The organism is Mycobacterium intermedium (assembly GCF_002086275.1).
In the GTDB taxonomy this organism is placed as follows: Bacteria; Actinomycetota; Actinomycetes; order Mycobacteriales; family Mycobacteriaceae; genus Mycobacterium; species Mycobacterium intermedium.
Window position 1 is genome coordinate 1 of record NZ_MVHT01000082.1, and the last position, 16,619, is coordinate 16,619.

Sequence of the window (16,619 nt, forward strand, 5' to 3'; positions counted from 1 at the left end):
CGTCGCGCCGTCCCGGCACTCCGGGCGCGCGCTTCGGCGGCGCGGGCGGTAGCGGAGGCTCCGGCGGCAGTGTCGGCGGGGCCGGCGGAGCCGGTGGCAACGCCGGTGCGCTGTCCTTCGGCGCTGGCGGCGCCGGCGGCGCAGGCGGGGGCGGCAACACGACCGGTGGAGCCGGGGGCGCGGGTGGCAACGCCAGCTTGCTGTTCGGCTCCGGCGGGGCCGGCGGCACCGGGGGACACGGCAACGCCTTGCAAGGCGGCGCCGGCGGCGCCGGCGGCAACGCCGGCATGCTGAGCGGCTCGGGCGGCGCCGGTGGAGCCGGCGGGTCCGCAGCCAACGCCAACGGCACCGGCACCGGCGGCACCGGTGGTGCCGGCGGCAAGTCTGGCGTCACCGGCAGCGGCGGCGACGGCGGCGCCGGCGGCTTCGGCGCCACCACCGCAGGCATGGGCGGAAACGGCGGCAACGCTGTCGCCGTCGGCAACGGCGGCAACGGCGGCAACGCCGGCAAAGCCGGGGGCACCGCAGGCACCGGCGGCATCGGCGGAATCCTGTTGGGCAACAACGGAAACAACGGCAAGGCTTGATCCGCAGGCCGGCGAAACGCCGACACCCCTCGAACTGGGCGACGTTCCCCGCAACGTCGCCCAGTTCGTGGTTTCGAGCGGAGTGGAACGTCCACCGATTTATTTAATTTTTACAAGTGATTATTGGAGTAATATGCGGGTATGACCTACGTGATCGGACAACCCTGCGTCGACATCAAAGACCGAGCCTGCGTAGAAGAGTGCCCCGTCGACTGCATCTACGAAGGTGCCCGGATGCTCTACATCCACCCCGACGAATGCGTCGACTGCGGGGCCTGCGAACCGGTGTGCCCCGTCGAGGCGATCTATTACGAAGACGACCTGCCCGCAGCACTACAGCCCTACGCCGAGGAGAACGCCAAGTTCTTCACCGAAACCCTGCCAGGCCAGGCCAACCCCCTGGGATCGCCCGGAGGTGCGGCAAAGCTTGGTGCAATTGACGCCGATACCCAGATGGTGGCCGACCTGCCCCCGCAGGGACACTGATGCGCACCGCGCCGCCGAAGCGCGCGCCCGGAGTGCCGGGACGGCGCGACGTCATCCTGCAGCTGTTGCGCGATTCGAGCCGGCCGCGCAGCATCGCCGAAATCGCCGACGAGTTGGCCGTGCATCCCAACACCGTCCGATTCCATCTCGACGCCCTGATACGGGCCCAGCGCGTAGAACAACTGATCGGCGACACCGCCGGTCCCGGACGACCACCGGTGCTGTTCCGGGCCGCACGCCGGATGGACCCGGCCGGCCCGACCAATTACCGGCTGGTCGCTGACATTCTCACTAATCATTTCGCCAGCAGTACGGATGACCCCGCCGCCGCAGCAGCCGAGCTTGGTCGCTCGTGGGGCCCCTCGCTCGTCGAACCAAGTCCCGGCCGCGCGCTTTCCAAGACACAGGCCGTCATCCAACTGGTCGATGTTCTCGATGACCTCGGATTCGAACCCGAACCGCCCTCTGGCCGGAGTGCCAAAGCGATCCGGCTGCGCCACTGCCCATTTCACGACTTGGTCGACACCCACGGCACCATGATCTGCGCGTTACACCTCGGCCTGATGCAGGGCGCACTGAAAGGGATGCGGGGGCCGGTGACGGTCGACCGACTGGACCCGTTAGTTGAACCGGACCTGTGCGTGGCGCACCTCGCCTCCTTGTCTCCACGTGGCTCCGGACAGCAGACGACTCCCAACGTTGGGACGGCACGGGACTTGGCTACGACTCGCGAAAGGAGTTCCGGACATGAACGATAACCGGGGTATTGATCGAAAAGGCTGGCAAAAGCTTTCCGATCCAAGTTGAAATCGTTTGTATTGCCATCGCTTTCGTTATCTTGAACGGACATCATCGCCGTCGTTTCTGGGCCGAATACCCAAAGCGACCACGTGCAGACCTATAGGCAAACCGGCTGCCTGATCCGTTGCGGTGCCCGGTGCCGTAATCGCCGGTCGCTTCGGTCAAGATCTCAGATCGGCTGCGGCTCAGGGCATAACCAACACGGTTAGCGACCAGGCGCGTGAATTCGTGCTGGCTGAACTTCTCCGGCTCCCCGCGCTGCTTGTAGCTTTCCAGCATGGCCGCACCGATAACCGCAACCGCTGTGGAAACCGGATAGAAGCCGACGCGAGACTCACTGGCCGCGACCCGCAACGCATCACGGGTCAGGTTGCGGGTGCCGCTGCGGGCTTTCCTAATGAAATTGACCGGGCCGGTCAGGGCTTTCGGTCGTCTATTCCGGGTCCAGTCCGCCAACGCCTCAACCACCAGGGCGCTCGGTGCTTCAATACTCCCAGACCACCCCGCCTTGGTGGTCCCGAGAGGTCGTAGGTACTCCCGAGCAATATCGGGTAACGGCGCAACGGCACCTTTCGTAATCCAAATGTAGTGCCCGCCCTGGTCGGCTTTAGGATGCACTGACGGCTGCGCCAAGATCACGGTATTGCCAGATCGGATTTCGCCAACGGAAATCCCGCCAGCAGTCTTGAGGTCGTTGGACACGAATATCTCGTCGGTGGCGAACACGTAATGCCCGCGTTGGCCTCGACCACCGCGAGTGCTCTGGAAAGCCCCATCGCGCATCCAGGCCAACTCATCAGGGATAAGGTCAACGTCCAGATCGAATGCGATCAGCCCTGACTTGCCGATGTGGACAGCGATGCCCGGTTGAGGGTCACGGTCCCAGTAGCAGTCGATCGGCTCAACGTCGCGGGTCGACAGTTCCGGCCAGTCCCGCCCCACGATGCTGCCGGGATGCTTGCCGAGTTAGACCGGTAACACATAAAGACCTGAATTTGCATACGCTATGGCGGCATCGAGCCGACTAAAATGGGCGACGCTTGGAATAGTCAGTGTTTCACGTTCGCCATTGTCAGCGGTCTGTGCTCTAATTGCCGATTAGATCGGCCCTCTACTCTGATCTATTAGCCCCGCCGGGTCGCAAACAGCCCGGCGGGGCGTCCCCTTTTATGTCACGTTACCGGCCAGGGCGGTTTCGTCGCCGTGCGTGCGTGTCGGATCGCCGAAGGTTGTGGTTGGGCAGGGGTACGGTGCGCGGTTGGATCACTAACACCCAAAGGAGGTCTCATGACCCAACCCAATCTGACAGTTCCCCCGAACCCAGAGCGCGCCGAGTATCTACGACAGTTCCAGATCGCCGAGTCGATGCCGGGATGGAAGGCCTTCGTGGATCACCAGCTCGATGTCGCCGACAACGGGTTACCGCAGTACCGGGCAGCGACCTTCACGGCCGAGGTTGTCGACAAGCTGGTAGCGGCGCAACTCGACACGATCTGGGTGCTCACGAACATGCAGAACGGCATGCTCCAAGCTGCGGAGTCACTGCAAGGACTGTTCTACAAGAAGAAGGACGACGGGCACGCGAACAGTGGTCACCAGGAAACCGCTGCTGGTCCGCTCAGCGAATTTCTGTCGACGGATCTTCGGCAGGCGAAGTGGTCTGGCCGGTAGAACTACCAGGCGGCGTACTCTGATCCTGCTGCGCGGCTGCGACTGCTTGCTGAGCTGCTGCGGCCCCCTGCTGAGAGGCTGCAGCGGCCTCTTCAAAGACAAATTTGAGCGTATCAACGAGAGTTTTGCCTGCGGCGACGAGGTCTTTAATAATCAGCCCTGCGCCAAGCAGTTCAAATTTCCTCACGCACTGGTCCATTAGTGGGAGAACTTTATCCATCGGCGTCACTTTGGCGATTCCCATATTTACGAATTCACTTTCGATGGCGCCTTCGATTTCCGCCTCTGCATGCCAGTGTCCACTGATAACTCCGATTAGGTAGGTAGTTCTGAATGTTGTTCGCAGTTTCAATTGGCCATCTTCGTCATGCCGCCAGAACCCAACAGACGCGAAAACAGGTGAACCGCTCAACCCGCCAACCGAACGCGACTCGATCAAAAACGCATGTTGGCGTAGGCCGCCAGACTCGATTGTCTCAGGCATGGCAGCGATGATTCCTGACCGGATAATTGGCTCGTTACGCGTTGTCTCACTGTGACCAATAAAGAGCCCCGCAAAAAACACTTCGTTACCGATACCGATGTCTTCTTCGGCCAGAAGCGCCCTATCCGCAATCTCATCAGATGCGGGCATCAGCAGATAATCGTATTTGCCTGTCGGGCTATTATTCCCTGGAAACCAACAAACCGCGGCATCGACTTTACCATTTTGAATTTGATCTTCGATGTCAGGGCGGACCCAATTCTCCAACGGTATGTGCACGTGCTCAACCCCGCCTTCTCTGGTGTTGACACGTAAAAAGATTCGCTTATCAGGATTTCTTTCGTCTAGGATTTTTTGTATTATGTGATCGGCAGTGATCACAAGGGCTAGAAAGTTTTTTAATTCGGGCTTGCCAAACGGCATACCGACGAAAAAACCGGTTCCAAGTGGCTTGTATCTTCCGTTGTTATACACGCATACGAAGCAGACGCAGTCAATCAGAGTTTTGCGGATCAGCACGCGGTGAAGTTTAGCTCGGCCTGTTCCGTGTGATCGGCCTTGGCGCGGTGCTGTTGGGGTTGCGTGGTGGTCGGTTCAATCGAGGTCGCAGCGGTGCCGGTTGGGAGCTACACGGCAACTCTGGCCGGTCATAGGCACTCACCTTGACCGCCGTCGTGCCCTACGGGTCCGCTTGAGCTTACGGCGGTACCCGAGAGGCAAAGCGTTGGGTGTTCCCAAACTGCGTGGGACGCCGAGATCCGTTGCTTCCTCAAATGATCCAATCGTCATGTCTTGCGGCACCGCCTCCCCCGACACGGTGGTCTTGAAGATCAGAAGGTCGGTCAACTTCGTCTTTTCGCTGTTCCAAATGTTGAGTAGTTCGCGCCACTCGTCCCACATATCGTTGAGATCAGTGCCATCGTTGAGGCGGTTAACGAGAACATCACCGTGGACATTGATCCCGTACTGCGGTTGAGTGCCGCCGAAAATAGGGTATGCCGCCAAGGCCGTTTCGCGTGTAGTAAGTGCGTTCATTTCTTAAATCCGCCTATGCCTTTGTCAATAGAAAATTCGTTGAAGTCAATTGCGTTGAATCCTACGCCGCGACTGCGCGACATCAGTGCCAAAAGTAGCGTGTTGCAATCTATTTGACCGTTGATGCCCCGATAGCGCCAAGGTGTTGCCCACGTAGTGTCAAATGATCCGCGCCAGCTCACGGCTCAGGCGCAGATCGGTCACGTCACACGGACCAACGCCCGTTCGCGCTGTCGGCAACGGGCCACCGGGACGGGGTGTTGCCCATGTGGCCTGACTAACATCTACAGGGACAACTAGCGACGGCCAAGAGCAACGGCGGTGCACATGCCAGATGAACCTGTCGACGGCAAGAGCGCCGGTAAGTTCATGTTCCGCAATCGGTTCGTTATCAAGAATAAGTTTTTGAATGTAGAGTCCGATAAATATCTGCTCACCGGAGCCGATGCGGAAAATCGCGTCGCTATACGTGCCGGTGAGATGCGTTCCGACGGCTTACGCCCCGACACAGATAAGGCCAAGATTTGCAACTGCGATATCTTGATCCTTGAGGGACGCGGTTATGCAGATTTTGACTCCGCGCTGCAAGCGGGGCGAAAATGGAGACAAATACTCATATCGATACTGCCGCATTTGGATATTTCGGCGGATTTTGGCGATGACGACGATGACCAGCTAGAGTTACCGCCTTCCCGTCCCAAAGCCGTTAATGAGATGTTTGGCGTTCCTCTAGACGCTTCTATATACCAAGATCGAATCGGACTTTTCGTTTACGAGGAACCACCGGCGCCCGACATATTTTTGTATGGGCTCGCATCGGGTCATGTTCAATCAACAATGAAAGGCGTGCCTGCCGCAGTTATTGCAGCGCGGGAGCGCTATAGCGGTGACTGGTCGCCCGAACTGAAGTTGGCATACGACTTGGTTCACGCCTCGCTTGCCGACACTAACCCCGAAGCAAAATTTATCCTGATGGTGACGGCGATTGAAGCACTCATTCCGTACCGCGAAAAAGAACAGAAGTTATCGGAACTGCTTGAGGCTTTAAAGCCTGCGGTGGTACAGCTGCCGGGTTTCGATGAAGACACACAAGCGAGCGCAATAAAGCTTATTGAGTCTGCCAAAATGAACTCGATACGGCAGTTTGGATTGAAATTAGCGAGCCGATTGTCAGGCGAATACAGTGGGATGACGCCTAAGAAGTACTTTGACGAGATATATGGGACGCGCAGTCATTTGGCGCATGGGAATCTTCGCGATCTACCGAAACTAGGTGAGACCGAGCTTCGGAAAGCATTATTTGAGTTGCGCCGTTTTGTTCTCGATATCTTGGAAGCTTGGACAAGGTCGCCCGGTTTTGATCCCGACAACAACACCAACGGCAGCGTCAGCGGTTATCAATCTTCTTAATAAAGTTGACGAAATCTTGAGGATCAACTTTTATCAGTCGCCCAACTTGATAACCTGTCAAGTGGCCTGCCGCTATATGAGCGCGAATCGCGTTGGGGTGAATACCAAGACGTTTTGCAGCCTCGGCAGTCGAGGATCAGACCGGTCAGATCGACAAACTTTGATTTGGACGAAGAATTGGACATCGGAAGAGCGCCCTTCAAAACTTGAATCAGTTTGATGTTGAGTGCGTTTGTTAATCTGGTCGCCTCAGCGCGGTTTATGCCCTGTCGCCCAGGGGCCCAATGTCTAGGTACCAAATGTAGTCGGACGCGGCGATTCGTGGCTAACCTAGCGGTCGGTGGGTGCGGTGCTGACGGTGCGAAACCCAACCGGTAGAGGCTCACGAGTGCCGGTTGGTGCCTCGGAGCGGTCAGCGAACGAACCTCGGCGGTGTTCGTTGCCACCGGATCGCAGGTTCGTTGCAGGCCAGCAGGTAAGCCCGGCGCAAACCGGGCCTGAAGCTTTGTGGCAGGTACAGGATTCGAACCTGTGTAGGCGTTAGCCGACGGATTTACAGTCCGCTCCCATTGGCCGCTCGGGCAACCTGCCGCCTAGCAGGGTACAACGAACGGGTAGACAGTTCACAAACGGCTAGCACCACAGGAGGAAGAGGCATCGAATGGCGGACTCATCGTTCGACATCGTCAGCAAGATTGACCGGCAGGAAGTCGACAATGCGCTCAACCAAGCCGCCAAGGAACTGTCCACCCGATTCGACTTCCGCGGCACCGACACCAAGATCGCCTGGAAGGGCGACGAAGCCATCGAATTGACCTCTTCCACCGAGGAGCGGGTCAAGGCCGCCGTCGACGTCTTCAAGGAAAAGCTGATCCGCCGCGACATCTCGCTGAAGGCCTTCGACGCCGGCGAGCCGCAGGCTTCCGGCAAGACGTACAAGGTCGTCGGCACCCTCAAGCAGGGCATCAGCAGCGAGAACGCGAAGAAGATCACCAAGCTCATCCGCGACGAGGGACCCAAGAGCGTCAAGACCCAGATCCAGGGCGACGAGGTCCGCGTCACCAGCAAGAAGCGCGATGACCTGCAGGCCGTCCAGGCATTGCTGAAGAAGGCCGACCTCGACGTGGCGTTGCAGTTCGTCAACTACCGCTGAAATCCTGCTCGCGAGCAGACGTAAACTTGCACGTCAGGGGGCCTTTTCGTACGAGTTTGTGTCTGCTCGCGGGAGAAATGAGCATTCGGTTCGTGCGGTAGAATGGGGTGCACGAACTGCATGTAGGAGAGTTGGCCATGGCCCCGACTGTCGCCGAGCTGGACGCCGCGAACCGGCGCCTGCGGGAAAGCGCACAGGCCGTGGGCGCCGCGCTCGCATCGGTCACGGTGTACACCGAACCCGCCGTCGCCCGGGCCGTGCAGGCCGAACAGAACCTTTACGCCCGCATTGAGGCCGAGTTCGGGATGCTGACCAGCACCGAGGCCGGCAAGCGCATGGGGTCGCGGTCCAGCGCCCCGCGCAACCTGGCCACCACCGCGCGGCGCAACAACGCGCTGCTCGCCGTCCGACAGGGCAGCTATCTCGCCTACCCCGGGTTCCAGTTCGGTCCGGACGGAAAACCGCTGCCCGTCATCGCGCGGCTGCGTGAGGTCGCCGATTCCAACGGCTGGTCGGAGGCCGGGCTGGTGCAGTGGCTCTGCTCGCCCACCACCTACTTCGATGGCGACCGCCCAGTGGATCACCTCGCCACCGACCCGGACCGCGTTGTGGCAGTGGCCTCGGAGGCCATGGCGATCTCTTGGTAAGAAAGCCTCCGGACCCCTTCGACCCGGCCACCGCTACCCTGCCTGTCGGTCATCTGCTCTACCGCGTGCTGTCGGCCACCCGCACCGCCACCGATTTCAACCCGGGCATCGGCGCGCCCACCCGGTTCGGCTTCTTCGGCGATCCGGTGGTCCCGATCCTGTACGCAGCGGGAACCGAAGACGCCGCCATCTCCGAGACGCTGCTGCACGACATCCCCGTCGAAGGCGGCATCCTCCCCTACGACCAGTACGCGACCAAGGTGCTCGTGCGCCTCGAGGTGACCAAGAAGCTGCGGGTGGCGGTGCTGCACGGCACCGGACTACGACGCCTCAAGGCGACGGCCGGCGACGTGACGTCTAGTCCGGCGTCCAGCTATCGGGACACGGTCAAGTGGGCCGAAGCGGCTCATCAGGCTGGGCTGGACGGGCTGGTCTGGATGTCGCGTATGTGCAATGACGCCAAGGCATATGTGTTCTTCGGCGACCGGTGCGCGGACTCGTTCGCTCAGGATCCCAGCCATGCGCGGATCTTCGCCAGCCCCGCCGACCAACTCTGGCTGATCGACCGGTGCGCACCCCTGCACGTCGACGTACTTATGGAGCCTGCCTAATCTGGTGGCGGTTGCCGTTTTCAAGCGAGGTTCCGCATGACATTGACCCCCCAGGCCGGCCCGGAAGCCGATTTCGTCGACGTCGTCATCGTCGGCGCCGGCATTTCCGGCATCGGTGCGGCGTATCGGCTCACCGAGCGCAACCCGAACCTGACCTACACCATCCTCGAGCGGCGCGCGCAGATCGGTGGTACCTGGGATCTGTTCCGCTACCCCGGCGTGCGTTCGGACAGCAGCATCTTCACGCTGTCCTTTCCCTTCGAGCCGTGGACCCGCAAGGAAGGCGTCGCCGACGGGGAACACATCCGCGAGTATCTGACCGCCACCGCCCGCAAGTACGGCATCGACCGCCACATCCGGTTCAACAGCCACGTGCGCTCGGCGGACTGGGACTCGTCCACCGACACCTGGACGATCACCTGTGAGGAGGACGGCGGCACAAAGCGTTACCGCAGTCGGTTCGTGTTCTTCGGGAGCGGCTACTACAACTACGACGAGGGCTACACCCCTGAGTTTCCCGGCATCGACGAGTTCGGCGGCGCCGTCGTCCACCCGCAGCATTGGCCGGAGGACCTGGACTACACCGGCAAGAAGGTCGTGGTGATCGGCAGCGGCGCCACGGCCGTCACCCTGATCCCGGCGATGGCCGAGCGCGCGGGGAAAGTCACCATGCTGCAGCGGTCGCCGACCTACATGATATCGGCGTCGAAATACAGCAAGGTCGCCGCTGTTTCCCGATTTTTATTGCCCCGCAAGGCCTCTCATCTGGTCATCCGGACCTACAACGCGTTGGGCGAAGCGGTTCTGTGGTTCTTGTCCCGCAAGATCCCACTCTTCATAAAGTGGTTGCTGCGACGCGTGGCGGTCAAGAACCTGCCAGCGGGTTACGACATCGACACCCACTTCAAACCGAAGTACAACCCTTGGGACCAGCGGATGTGTCTGATCCCCGACGCCGACCTGTACGCCGTGGTCGCCGAGGGCCGCGCAGACGTGGTCACCGACCACATCGACCATTTCGACGCCACCGGCATTGTGCTCAAGTCCGGGAAGCACCTCGACGCGGACATCATCGTCACCGCGACCGGCCTGCAACTGCAGGCCCTGGGCGGGGTAAAGGTCAGCCTGGACGGCGTCGAGATCGACCCCCGCGACCGGTTCGTCTACAAGGCGCACATGCTCGAAGACGTCCCCAACCTGTTCTGGTGTGTCGGCTACACCAACGCGTCGTGGACGTTGCGAGCCGACATCACCGCGCGGGCGACGGCAAAACTGTTGGCCCACATGGCCGCCCACGGCTACACCCATGCGTATCCACACCTCGGCGACGAGCCGATGACCGAAAAGCCGTCCTGGGACATCAAGGCTGGGTACGTGTTACGCAATTTGCACGCGCTGCCCAAGTCGGGCACCAAGCGGCCGTGGAATGTGCGGCAGAACTACTTGGCCGATGCGATCGACTACCGATTTGACCGCGTCGATGAGGCCATGGTGTTTGGTCGCGTCAGCGAACGGGCCGCCCTGGCCGGGTAGTCCTTTGGGTCTCTGGGGTTAGGCTGAACCGCATGGCAGTTGCGAAACGCGAACCCGTGGTCGTTGTGCTTGGCGGCGGTTCCTGGGGTACCACCGTCGCGTCGATTTGCGCTCGTCGAGGACCGACCTTGCAGTGGGTGCGCTCCCAAGAGACTGCCGACGACATCAACAAGAACCACCGCAACAGCCGCTACCTCGGCGAGGACGTCGTACTGAGCGAAAGCCTGCGCGCCACTACGGACTTCGCCGAGGCGGCCAACTGCGCCGACGTGGTCGTCATGGGGGTGCCGTCCCACGGCTTCCGGGGAGTGCTCACCGAGTTGAGCGCGGAACTGCGGCCGTGGGTTCCGGTGGTGTCTCTGGTCAAGGGGCTCGAGCAGGGCACCAACATGCGGATGTCGCAGATCGTCGAGGAGATCCTGCCCGGGCATCCCGCCGGGATCCTGGCCGGGCCGAACATCGCTCGCGAGGTCGCGGAGGGTTACGCCGCCGCGGCGGTGTTGGCGATGCCCGACCAGCACCTGTCGACCCGGTTGGCGACGCTGTTCCGCACCCGCAGGTTCCGGGTGTACACCACCGATGACGTCATCGGTGTCGAGATGGCCGGCGCGCTAAAGAACGTATTCGCCATCGCCGTTGGGATGGGGTACTCGTTGGGCATCGGCGAAAACACCCGCGCGTTGGTGATCGCCCGGGCGTTGCGCGAGATGACCAAGCTGGGCGTGGCGGTGGGCGGGAAGGCCGAAACCTTCCCCGGCCTTGCGGGCCTTGGCGACCTCATCGTGACGTGTACCAGCCAACGCAGCCGTAACCGCCACGTCGGCGAACAATTGGGCGCCGGCAAACCGATCGACGAGATCATCGCGTCGATGAACCAGGTCGCCGAGGGCGTCAAGGCAGCCAGCGTGATCATGGAATTCGCCAACGAGTTCGGCCTGCACATGCCGATCGCACGCGAGGTCGATGCGGTGGTCAACCACGGCTCGACGGTCGAGCAGGCTTACCGGGGGTTGGTCGCCGAAGTGCCGGGACACGAAATCCACGGGGCGGGTTTCTAGAGGCGGGCCAGCAGCGGCGCGCAAACCACTAACCCCGCGCCATCGCCTCGAGTCGGCGGATGCGGTCTTCGATCGGCGGGTGCGTCGAGAACATCGCACCGATGCGCTCGCCGGCACGGAACGGGTTGGCGATCATCAGGTGCGCCTGATTGGCCAACTGCGGCTCGGGCGGCAACGGCGCCATCTGCACGCCACCGGCGATCTTCCGCAACGCCGACGCCAAGGCCAGCGGGTCACCGGTCAAGACCGCACCGGACTCATCGGCCTGGTATTCGCGGGACCGTGACACAGCCAACCGCACCACCGTCGCAGCGATCGGGCCGAGGAGTGAAACGAGCAGCAGTGCAAAAGGATTCGCGCCGCCTTCACGGTTACCGTACGCGCCGAAGAAAAACGCCATGTTTGCCAGCGCGGTGATCACCGACGCCAGCGCCCCCGCCACGCAGGAGATCAGAATGTCGCGGTTGTAAACGTGCGACAGCTCGTGCCCCAACACGGCGCGCAGTTCCCGCTCGTTAAGGATGTCCAGGATGCCCGTGGTGCAACACACCGCGGCGTTGCGCGGGTTGCGGCCGGTGGCAAACGCGTTGGGTGCATTCGTGTAGCTGATGTACAGCCGGGGCATGGGCTGGTGCGCGCTCGTTGCCAATTCGCGCACAATGCGGTGCATTGTCGGCTGGTCCCACTCCGACACCGGCTGAGCGTGCATCGCTCGCAGAGCGAGCTTGTCGCTGTTGAAGTACGTGTAGGCGTTGATTCCGATAGCGAACAAGCACGCCAAGATCAGCGCCGTCTTGCCGAACAGGGCGCCGACGAACACGATCATCGCGGACATTCCGACCAACAGCACGAAGGTCTTCAGCCTGTTGGCATGGGGATGCCAGGTCATTTTTGCGTTGCTCCTACCAAGCTCCTACGACACGGTCTTGCTGACTTTCGATTACCCAACGCCCGAAATGGGCCCCGAAGTTCCAGGCCCCCCCTGCGACACTTATCCGTGCCGGCTCACCGTGTAGTCGACCAGGGCCCCCAACGCATCCCGCCCGGGCAGGTCGGGCAGCAAATCCAGCTCATGACGCGCTTGCGCCCCATACCCCGCCAGCACGTCTTTTGCCTTGGCCATGCCCTCCGAGGCCCGCAACAGCGTCAGCGCCTCATGCACCTCCGCGTCGTCGTGGACGGGTCCGGCCAGCAACTCGCGCAGCCGGTCACCGTCGGGGCCGGTGTCGCGCAGCGCATAGAGCATCGGCAGCGTGCGCACCCCCTCACGGATGTCCGTGCCCGGCAGCTTCCCCGACGCGTCGGATTCGCTGTCGATGTCGATGATGTCGTCGGCGATCTGAAACGCCGTGCCGACGATGGCGCCGAGCCTGCTCAGGCGCTCGATCTGCTCCTCGTCAGCCCCGGAGAACATCGCCCCAAACCGTCCCGCGGCCCCAATCAGGCTGCCCGTTTTCTCGTGGACCACCTTCAGGTACTGATCGATCGGATCGACACCCTCCGGCAGCCCCCTCGTCTCGCGCATTTGTCCCGTCACCAACTCGGCGAATGTGTCGGCGACGATTCGCACCGCCACCGGGCCCAGCCGCGACACCAGGCGCGACGCCGTCGCCAAGAGGTAATCGCCGGCCAGAATCGCGACGTTGTTGCCCCAGCGCGCGTTGGCACTCGGTGCCCCCCGACGCACCGCCGCCTCGTCCATCACGTCGTCGTGGTACAGCGTCGCCAGATGGATCATCTCGACCACCGCGCCGGCGATCACCACGTCACCCGAGTGCGGGTCGGGTCCGATGTGCGCGGACAGCACGGTGAACAACGGGCGAAACCGCTTGCCGCCGGCCTTGAACAAATGCAACAGCGAGTCGGTCATCACATCGTCAGCGCTGCGTAGCTCCGTGTCGATGAGGCGCTCGATCTGGGCGACGCCGTCGCGCACGGACTCAGCGAACGCAGCGTTGCCAAAGTCAACGCCTGCCACCACGGTCGCCGGAGTGTTCATTCGACCAACATACTGGTGGGCGTGGAGAAAGAACCGCTCAGCGCCGACGTCGTAGTCGTAGGTGCCGGTCCAGCCGGGTCGGCCGCTGCCGCGTGGGCAGCGCGCGCCGGCCGGGACGTCCTGGTCATCGACTCGGCCGGCTTCCCCCGCGACAAGGCCTGCGGCGACGGGCTGACGCCGCGCGCGATCGCGGAGATGGAACGGTTAGGGCTGGGCGACTGGCTCGCCGGACGCATCCGGCACCGGGGCCTCAAAATGAGCGGGTTCGGCGGTGAGGTCGAGATCGAATGGCCGGGCCCGTCGTTCCCTGCCTACAGCAGCGCGGTGGCCCGCCTCGAGTTGGACGACCGGATTCGCAAGGTCGCCGAGGAATCCGGTGCCCGCATGCTACTCGGAACCAAAGCCGTTGGTGTTCATCATGATTCGTCGAGACGAGTGGTCTCGCTGGTGCTGGCCGACGGCACCGAGGTCAGCTTGCGGCAGCTGATCGTCGCCGACGGAGCCCGCTCCTCACTGGGCCGCAAGCTGGGCCGACGCTGGCATCAGGAGACGGTGTACGGCGTCGCCGCACGCGGATACCTGACCACTGCCCGCGGGGACGATCCCTGGCTCACATCACACCTGGAACTGCGTTCGCCCGACGGCGCCGTGCTGCCCGGCTATGGCTGGATCTTCCCGCTGGGCGACGGCGAGGTGAACATCGGCGTGGGCGCACTGTCGACGACCAAGCGACCGGCTGACCTGGCGCTAAGACCGCTGATCAACTACTACACCGACCTGCGCCGCGAGGAATGGGGCTTCACCGGCCAACCGAGGGCGGTGGCATCGGCGTTGCTGCCGATGGGCGGCGCAGTTTCCGGCGTGGCGGGCCCGAACTGGATGCTGATCGGGGACGCGGCGGCCTGCGTCAATCCGCTCAACGGCGAGGGCATCGACTACGGCCTGGAGACGGGACGGCTGGCCGCCGAACTGCTCGACTCGGGTGATCTTTCGCACATCTGGCCGTCGCTGCTACAGGACCACTACGCTCGCGGGTTCTCGGTTGCGCGCCGACTGGCATTGCTGCTGACGTTCCAGCGCTTCTTGCCCGCTACCGGCCCGATCGCCATGCGCTCGACGAAGTTGATGACGATCGCGGTGCGCGTGATGGCCAACCTGGTGACCGACGAGGACGCCGACTGGGTGGCGCGGGTATGGCGCGGCGGCGGGCGCGCGTCCCGGCTGATCGACCGGAGACCGCCCTTCAGCTGAGCGAGCCAACCTATATCAAGTTCGTTGACATATATCAGGCTGGTTGATATACCTGATGGCATGACTTCATCAACAGATTTCGACTTCGAATCGGTTTACCGCGGCGAGTCCGAGCTGGGCGAGGGGGTCCGACCTCCGTGGAGCCTCGGCGAACCGCAGCCGGAGCTGGCCGCGCTCATCGAGCAGGGCAAGTTCACCGGCGACGTACTGGACGCGGGCTGCGGCGAGGGCGCCATTTCGCTGGCGCTGGCCGAGCGCGGCCACACCACCGTCGGCGTGGACGCCTCCCCCACCGCCATCAAGCTGGCCCAACGTGAGGCCGAGAGGCGGGGCATCACCAACGCCAGCTTCGCGGTAGCCGACATCAGCGACTTCAACGCCTACCCCGCCGGATCGGCCGGCCGGTTCAACACCATCGTCGACTCGACCCTGTTCCACTCGATGCCCGTCGAGCTGCGCGAGGGCTACCAGCAGTCGATCGTGCGGGCCGCAGCACCGGGCGCCCGCTACTACGTGCTCGTCTTCGACAAGGCTTCGACACCCGGCACCCCACCCTTCGCGGTCACCGAGGAGGAACTGCGCGAGGTGGTAGCCAAGTACTGGGTGATCGACGAAATCCGGCCCGCCCGCATCTACGCGCAGATACCGGCGGAAATAACCGAGATTCCGTCCGTCACGCCCTTCATCACCCGCGACGAGCCCGGTGGCCGCAAGTCGGTCGGCGCATGGCTGCTGTCGGCTCACCTGGGCTGAACGCCCGCCAAGACCCCCGTTCCCGATCCTGCGGCCGAGGTGCGGCTAGGTGTATAGTCTGGCTAATGAAGGGAACTAGGCTGGCTGCGTTCGCCGCTATGGCGGTCGCCGCGATCGGCCTGGCCGCGCCCGCCCAGGCTGACGACTACGACCAGGTCTTCAACAACACGTTGCACGGCTTCGGCATCTACGGCCCACAGGACTACAACGCCTGGCTGGCCAAGATCAGTTGCCAGCGGATTGCAAAGGGCGTCGACACCGACGCATACAAGTCCGCCACGTTCTTGCAGCGAAACCTCCCACTGGGCACCACCCAGGGACAGGCGTTCCAGTTCCTCGGCGCGGGCATCGACCACTACTGCCCCGAGAACGTCGGCTTCGTACAGCGCGCGGGAATTTAGCCTCGCACCTGCGTGGACGCTGGCCGGGACACCGGCCGCGGCTTGTACGCCGCGTGCAAGGCCACTATTCCGCCGGTGAGGTTGCGCCACCGCACCGCTGACCACCCGGCCCGCGAGATCTGATGCGCGAGCGCCTCCTGGTCGGGCCAGGCCCTGATCGACTCCGCCAGATACACGTAAGCCTCAGGGTTGCTGGATACCGCACGCGCCACAGCGGGCAGCGCCCGCATCAGGTACTCCTTGTAGACGTTGGCGAACAATCGGCTTGTGGGCGTGGAGAATTCACACACCACCAGCCGACCACCTGGGCGGGTGACCCGCGCCATCTCGCGCAACGCCGCATCGGTATCGACGACGTTGCGTAGCCCGAAACTGATGGTGACCGCGTCGAAGACCTCGTCGGCGAACGGCAGTCGGGTGGCGTCACCGGCGACCTTGGGCACCTTGCGTGCGCCGCCCGCGGCAAGCATGCCGACCGAGAAATCAGCCGCCACGCACCACGCCCCGGACTTGGCCAGTTCGACCGTGGACACCGCGGTGCCCGCGGCCAAATCCAGCACCTTGTGGGTCGGCGTGAGCTGCAGTGCCGAGCGGGTGGCTCGCCGCCAATACCGGTCCTGGCCCAGCGAGAGCACGGTGTTGGTGATGTCATAGCGGCGGGCTACCCCGTCGAACATTGAGGCGACGTCTTTGGGGTTCTTGTCCAGTGCCGCGCGACTCACCACGAAGACGCTACCGA

Annotated in this window: 19 protein-coding genes, 1 tRNA gene and 1 pseudogene; 13 read left to right on the forward strand and 8 right to left on the reverse strand. The window is 62.7% G+C overall.

Features of this window, described 5'->3' with window-relative positions; all coding sequences use genetic code 11:
- From BST27_RS23265 to BST27_RS23275, 3 genes are all read left to right on the forward strand, one after another.
- Nucleotides 1–587: hypothetical protein (locus BST27_RS23265; protein ID WP_211285319.1), on the forward strand; the 587-nt coding region annotated here is incomplete at its 5' end.
- A 141-nt stretch (nt 588–728) separates the two neighbouring features.
- On the forward strand, nt 729–1,073 hold the full coding sequence (fdxA, locus tag BST27_RS23270) for a ferredoxin (RefSeq protein WP_069421113.1): 345 nt from the start codon (nt 729–731) through the stop codon (nt 1,071–1,073).
- The gene (locus tag BST27_RS23275) at nt 1,073–1,831 is read left to right on the forward strand and encodes a helix-turn-helix transcriptional regulator (RefSeq protein ID WP_069421114.1); all 759 of its coding nucleotides are present in this window, start codon (nt 1,073–1,075) and stop codon (nt 1,829–1,831) included. Before fdxA ends, BST27_RS23275 begins: the two co-directional genes overlap by 1 nt.
- A gap of 91 nt (nt 1,832–1,922) precedes the next feature.
- On the opposite strand, the pseudogene BST27_RS23280 reads toward BST27_RS23275, so the two are convergent.
- Nucleotides 1,923–2,825, reverse strand: a pseudogene (locus tag BST27_RS23280) (bifunctional DNA primase/polymerase); the annotation flags it as partial.
- A gap of 336 nt (nt 2,826–3,161) precedes the next feature.
- Here BST27_RS23280 and BST27_RS23285 point away from each other — a divergent pair.
- Nucleotides 3,162–3,545: a hypothetical protein gene (locus BST27_RS23285; RefSeq protein ID WP_069421116.1), complete on the forward strand. Its 384-nt coding sequence runs from the start codon at nt 3,162–3,164 to the stop codon at nt 3,543–3,545.
- On the opposite strand, the gene BST27_RS31620 is transcribed toward BST27_RS23285, so the two are convergent.
- Together BST27_RS31620 and BST27_RS23295 are read right to left on the reverse strand one after the other, a co-directional pair.
- The gene (locus BST27_RS31620) at nt 3,493–4,548 is read right to left on the reverse strand and encodes a hypothetical protein (protein ID WP_139805322.1); all 1,056 of its coding nucleotides are present in this window, start codon (nt 4,546–4,548) and stop codon (nt 3,493–3,495) included. The two genes, BST27_RS23285 and BST27_RS31620, sit on opposite strands and share 53 nt — an antisense overlap.
- A gap of 138 nt (nt 4,549–4,686) precedes the next feature.
- Nucleotides 4,687–5,064 carry a hypothetical protein gene (locus tag BST27_RS23295; RefSeq protein WP_069421118.1) on the reverse strand — a complete coding sequence of 126 codons (378 nt, stop codon included), beginning with the start codon at nt 5,062–5,064 and terminating at the stop codon, nt 4,687–4,689.
- Nucleotides 5,065–5,391: 327 nt separating this feature from the next.
- Here BST27_RS23295 and BST27_RS23300 point away from each other — a divergent pair, with 327 nt between their 5' ends.
- Nucleotides 5,392–6,474 (forward strand): HEPN domain-containing protein, encoded by a 1,083-nt coding sequence (locus BST27_RS23300; protein ID WP_069421119.1) that lies wholly within the window; start codon nt 5,392–5,394, stop codon nt 6,472–6,474.
- On the opposite strand, the gene BST27_RS23305 is transcribed toward BST27_RS23300, so the two are convergent.
- On the reverse strand, nt 6,452–6,577 hold the full coding sequence (locus tag BST27_RS23305; protein WP_079220180.1) for a hypothetical protein: 126 nt from the start codon (nt 6,575–6,577) through the stop codon (nt 6,452–6,454). The genes BST27_RS23300 and BST27_RS23305 overlap by 23 nt on opposite strands.
- A gap of 405 nt (nt 6,578–6,982) precedes the next feature.
- A tRNA-Tyr gene (locus tag BST27_RS23310) sits at nt 6,983–7,065 on the reverse strand.
- 70 nt (nt 7,066–7,135) lie between these two features.
- Between BST27_RS23310 and BST27_RS23315 the strand changes: the two genes are divergently transcribed.
- From BST27_RS23315 to BST27_RS23330, 5 genes are all read left to right on the forward strand, one after another.
- Nucleotides 7,136–7,627, forward strand: coding sequence for a YajQ family cyclic di-GMP-binding protein (locus BST27_RS23315; RefSeq protein WP_069421120.1), 492 nt, complete (start codon nt 7,136–7,138; stop codon nt 7,625–7,627).
- Nucleotides 7,628–7,764: 137 nt separating this feature from the next.
- The gene (locus tag BST27_RS32555) at nt 7,765–8,274 is read left to right on the forward strand and encodes a hypothetical protein (protein WP_170062352.1); all 510 of its coding nucleotides are present in this window, start codon (nt 7,765–7,767) and stop codon (nt 8,272–8,274) included.
- Nucleotides 8,268–8,885 (forward strand): RES family NAD+ phosphorylase, encoded by a 618-nt coding sequence (locus tag BST27_RS23320; RefSeq protein ID WP_170062353.1) that lies wholly within the window; start codon nt 8,268–8,270, stop codon nt 8,883–8,885. Before BST27_RS32555 ends, BST27_RS23320 begins: the two co-directional genes overlap by 7 nt.
- A 36-nt stretch (nt 8,886–8,921) precedes the next feature.
- Nucleotides 8,922–10,418: a flavin-containing monooxygenase gene (locus BST27_RS23325; protein ID WP_069421123.1), complete on the forward strand. Its 1,497-nt coding sequence runs from the start codon at nt 8,922–8,924 to the stop codon at nt 10,416–10,418.
- A gap of 32 nt (nt 10,419–10,450) precedes the next feature.
- A complete protein-coding gene (locus BST27_RS23330) occupies nt 10,451–11,476 on the forward strand; it encodes an NAD(P)H-dependent glycerol-3-phosphate dehydrogenase (RefSeq protein ID WP_069421124.1) in 1,026 nt (341 codons plus the stop codon).
- A gap of 28 nt (nt 11,477–11,504) precedes the next feature.
- Here the strand turns inward: BST27_RS23330 and htpX are convergent, their stop codons facing one another.
- On the reverse strand, nt 11,505–12,365 hold the full coding sequence (gene htpX / locus BST27_RS23335) for a zinc metalloprotease HtpX (RefSeq protein WP_069421125.1): 861 nt from the start codon (nt 12,363–12,365) through the stop codon (nt 11,505–11,507).
- A 102-nt stretch (nt 12,366–12,467) separates the two neighbouring features.
- Nucleotides 12,468–13,475, reverse strand: a complete 1,008-nt coding sequence (grcC1, locus tag BST27_RS23340) for a nonaprenyl/(2E,6E)-farnesyl/geranylgeranyl diphosphat synthase (protein WP_069421126.1) — start codon at nt 13,473–13,475, stop codon at nt 12,468–12,470.
- A 21-nt stretch (nt 13,476–13,496) separates the two neighbouring features.
- Between grcC1 and menJ the strand changes: the two genes are divergently transcribed.
- The 3 genes from menJ (at nt 13,497) to BST27_RS23355 (ending at nt 15,880) form a co-directional block, all read left to right on the forward strand.
- The gene (gene menJ / locus BST27_RS23345) at nt 13,497–14,726 is read left to right on the forward strand and encodes a menaquinone reductase MenJ (RefSeq protein WP_139805324.1); all 1,230 of its coding nucleotides are present in this window, start codon (nt 13,497–13,499) and stop codon (nt 14,724–14,726) included.
- A gap of 60 nt (nt 14,727–14,786) precedes the next feature.
- Complete coding sequence (locus BST27_RS23350) at nt 14,787–15,479, forward strand: class I SAM-dependent methyltransferase (RefSeq protein WP_069421128.1); 693 nt, start codon at nt 14,787–14,789, stop codon at nt 15,477–15,479.
- Nucleotides 15,480–15,544: 65 nt separating this feature from the next.
- Nucleotides 15,545–15,880, forward strand: a complete 336-nt coding sequence (locus BST27_RS23355; protein WP_069421129.1) for a DUF732 domain-containing protein — start codon at nt 15,545–15,547, stop codon at nt 15,878–15,880.
- On the opposite strand, the gene BST27_RS23360 is transcribed toward BST27_RS23355, so the two are convergent.
- Nucleotides 15,877–16,602 (reverse strand): demethylmenaquinone methyltransferase, encoded by a 726-nt coding sequence (locus BST27_RS23360; RefSeq protein ID WP_069421130.1) that lies wholly within the window; start codon nt 16,600–16,602, stop codon nt 15,877–15,879. The genes BST27_RS23355 and BST27_RS23360 overlap by 4 nt on opposite strands.
- Between the last annotated feature and the right edge of the window lie 17 nt (nt 16,603–16,619).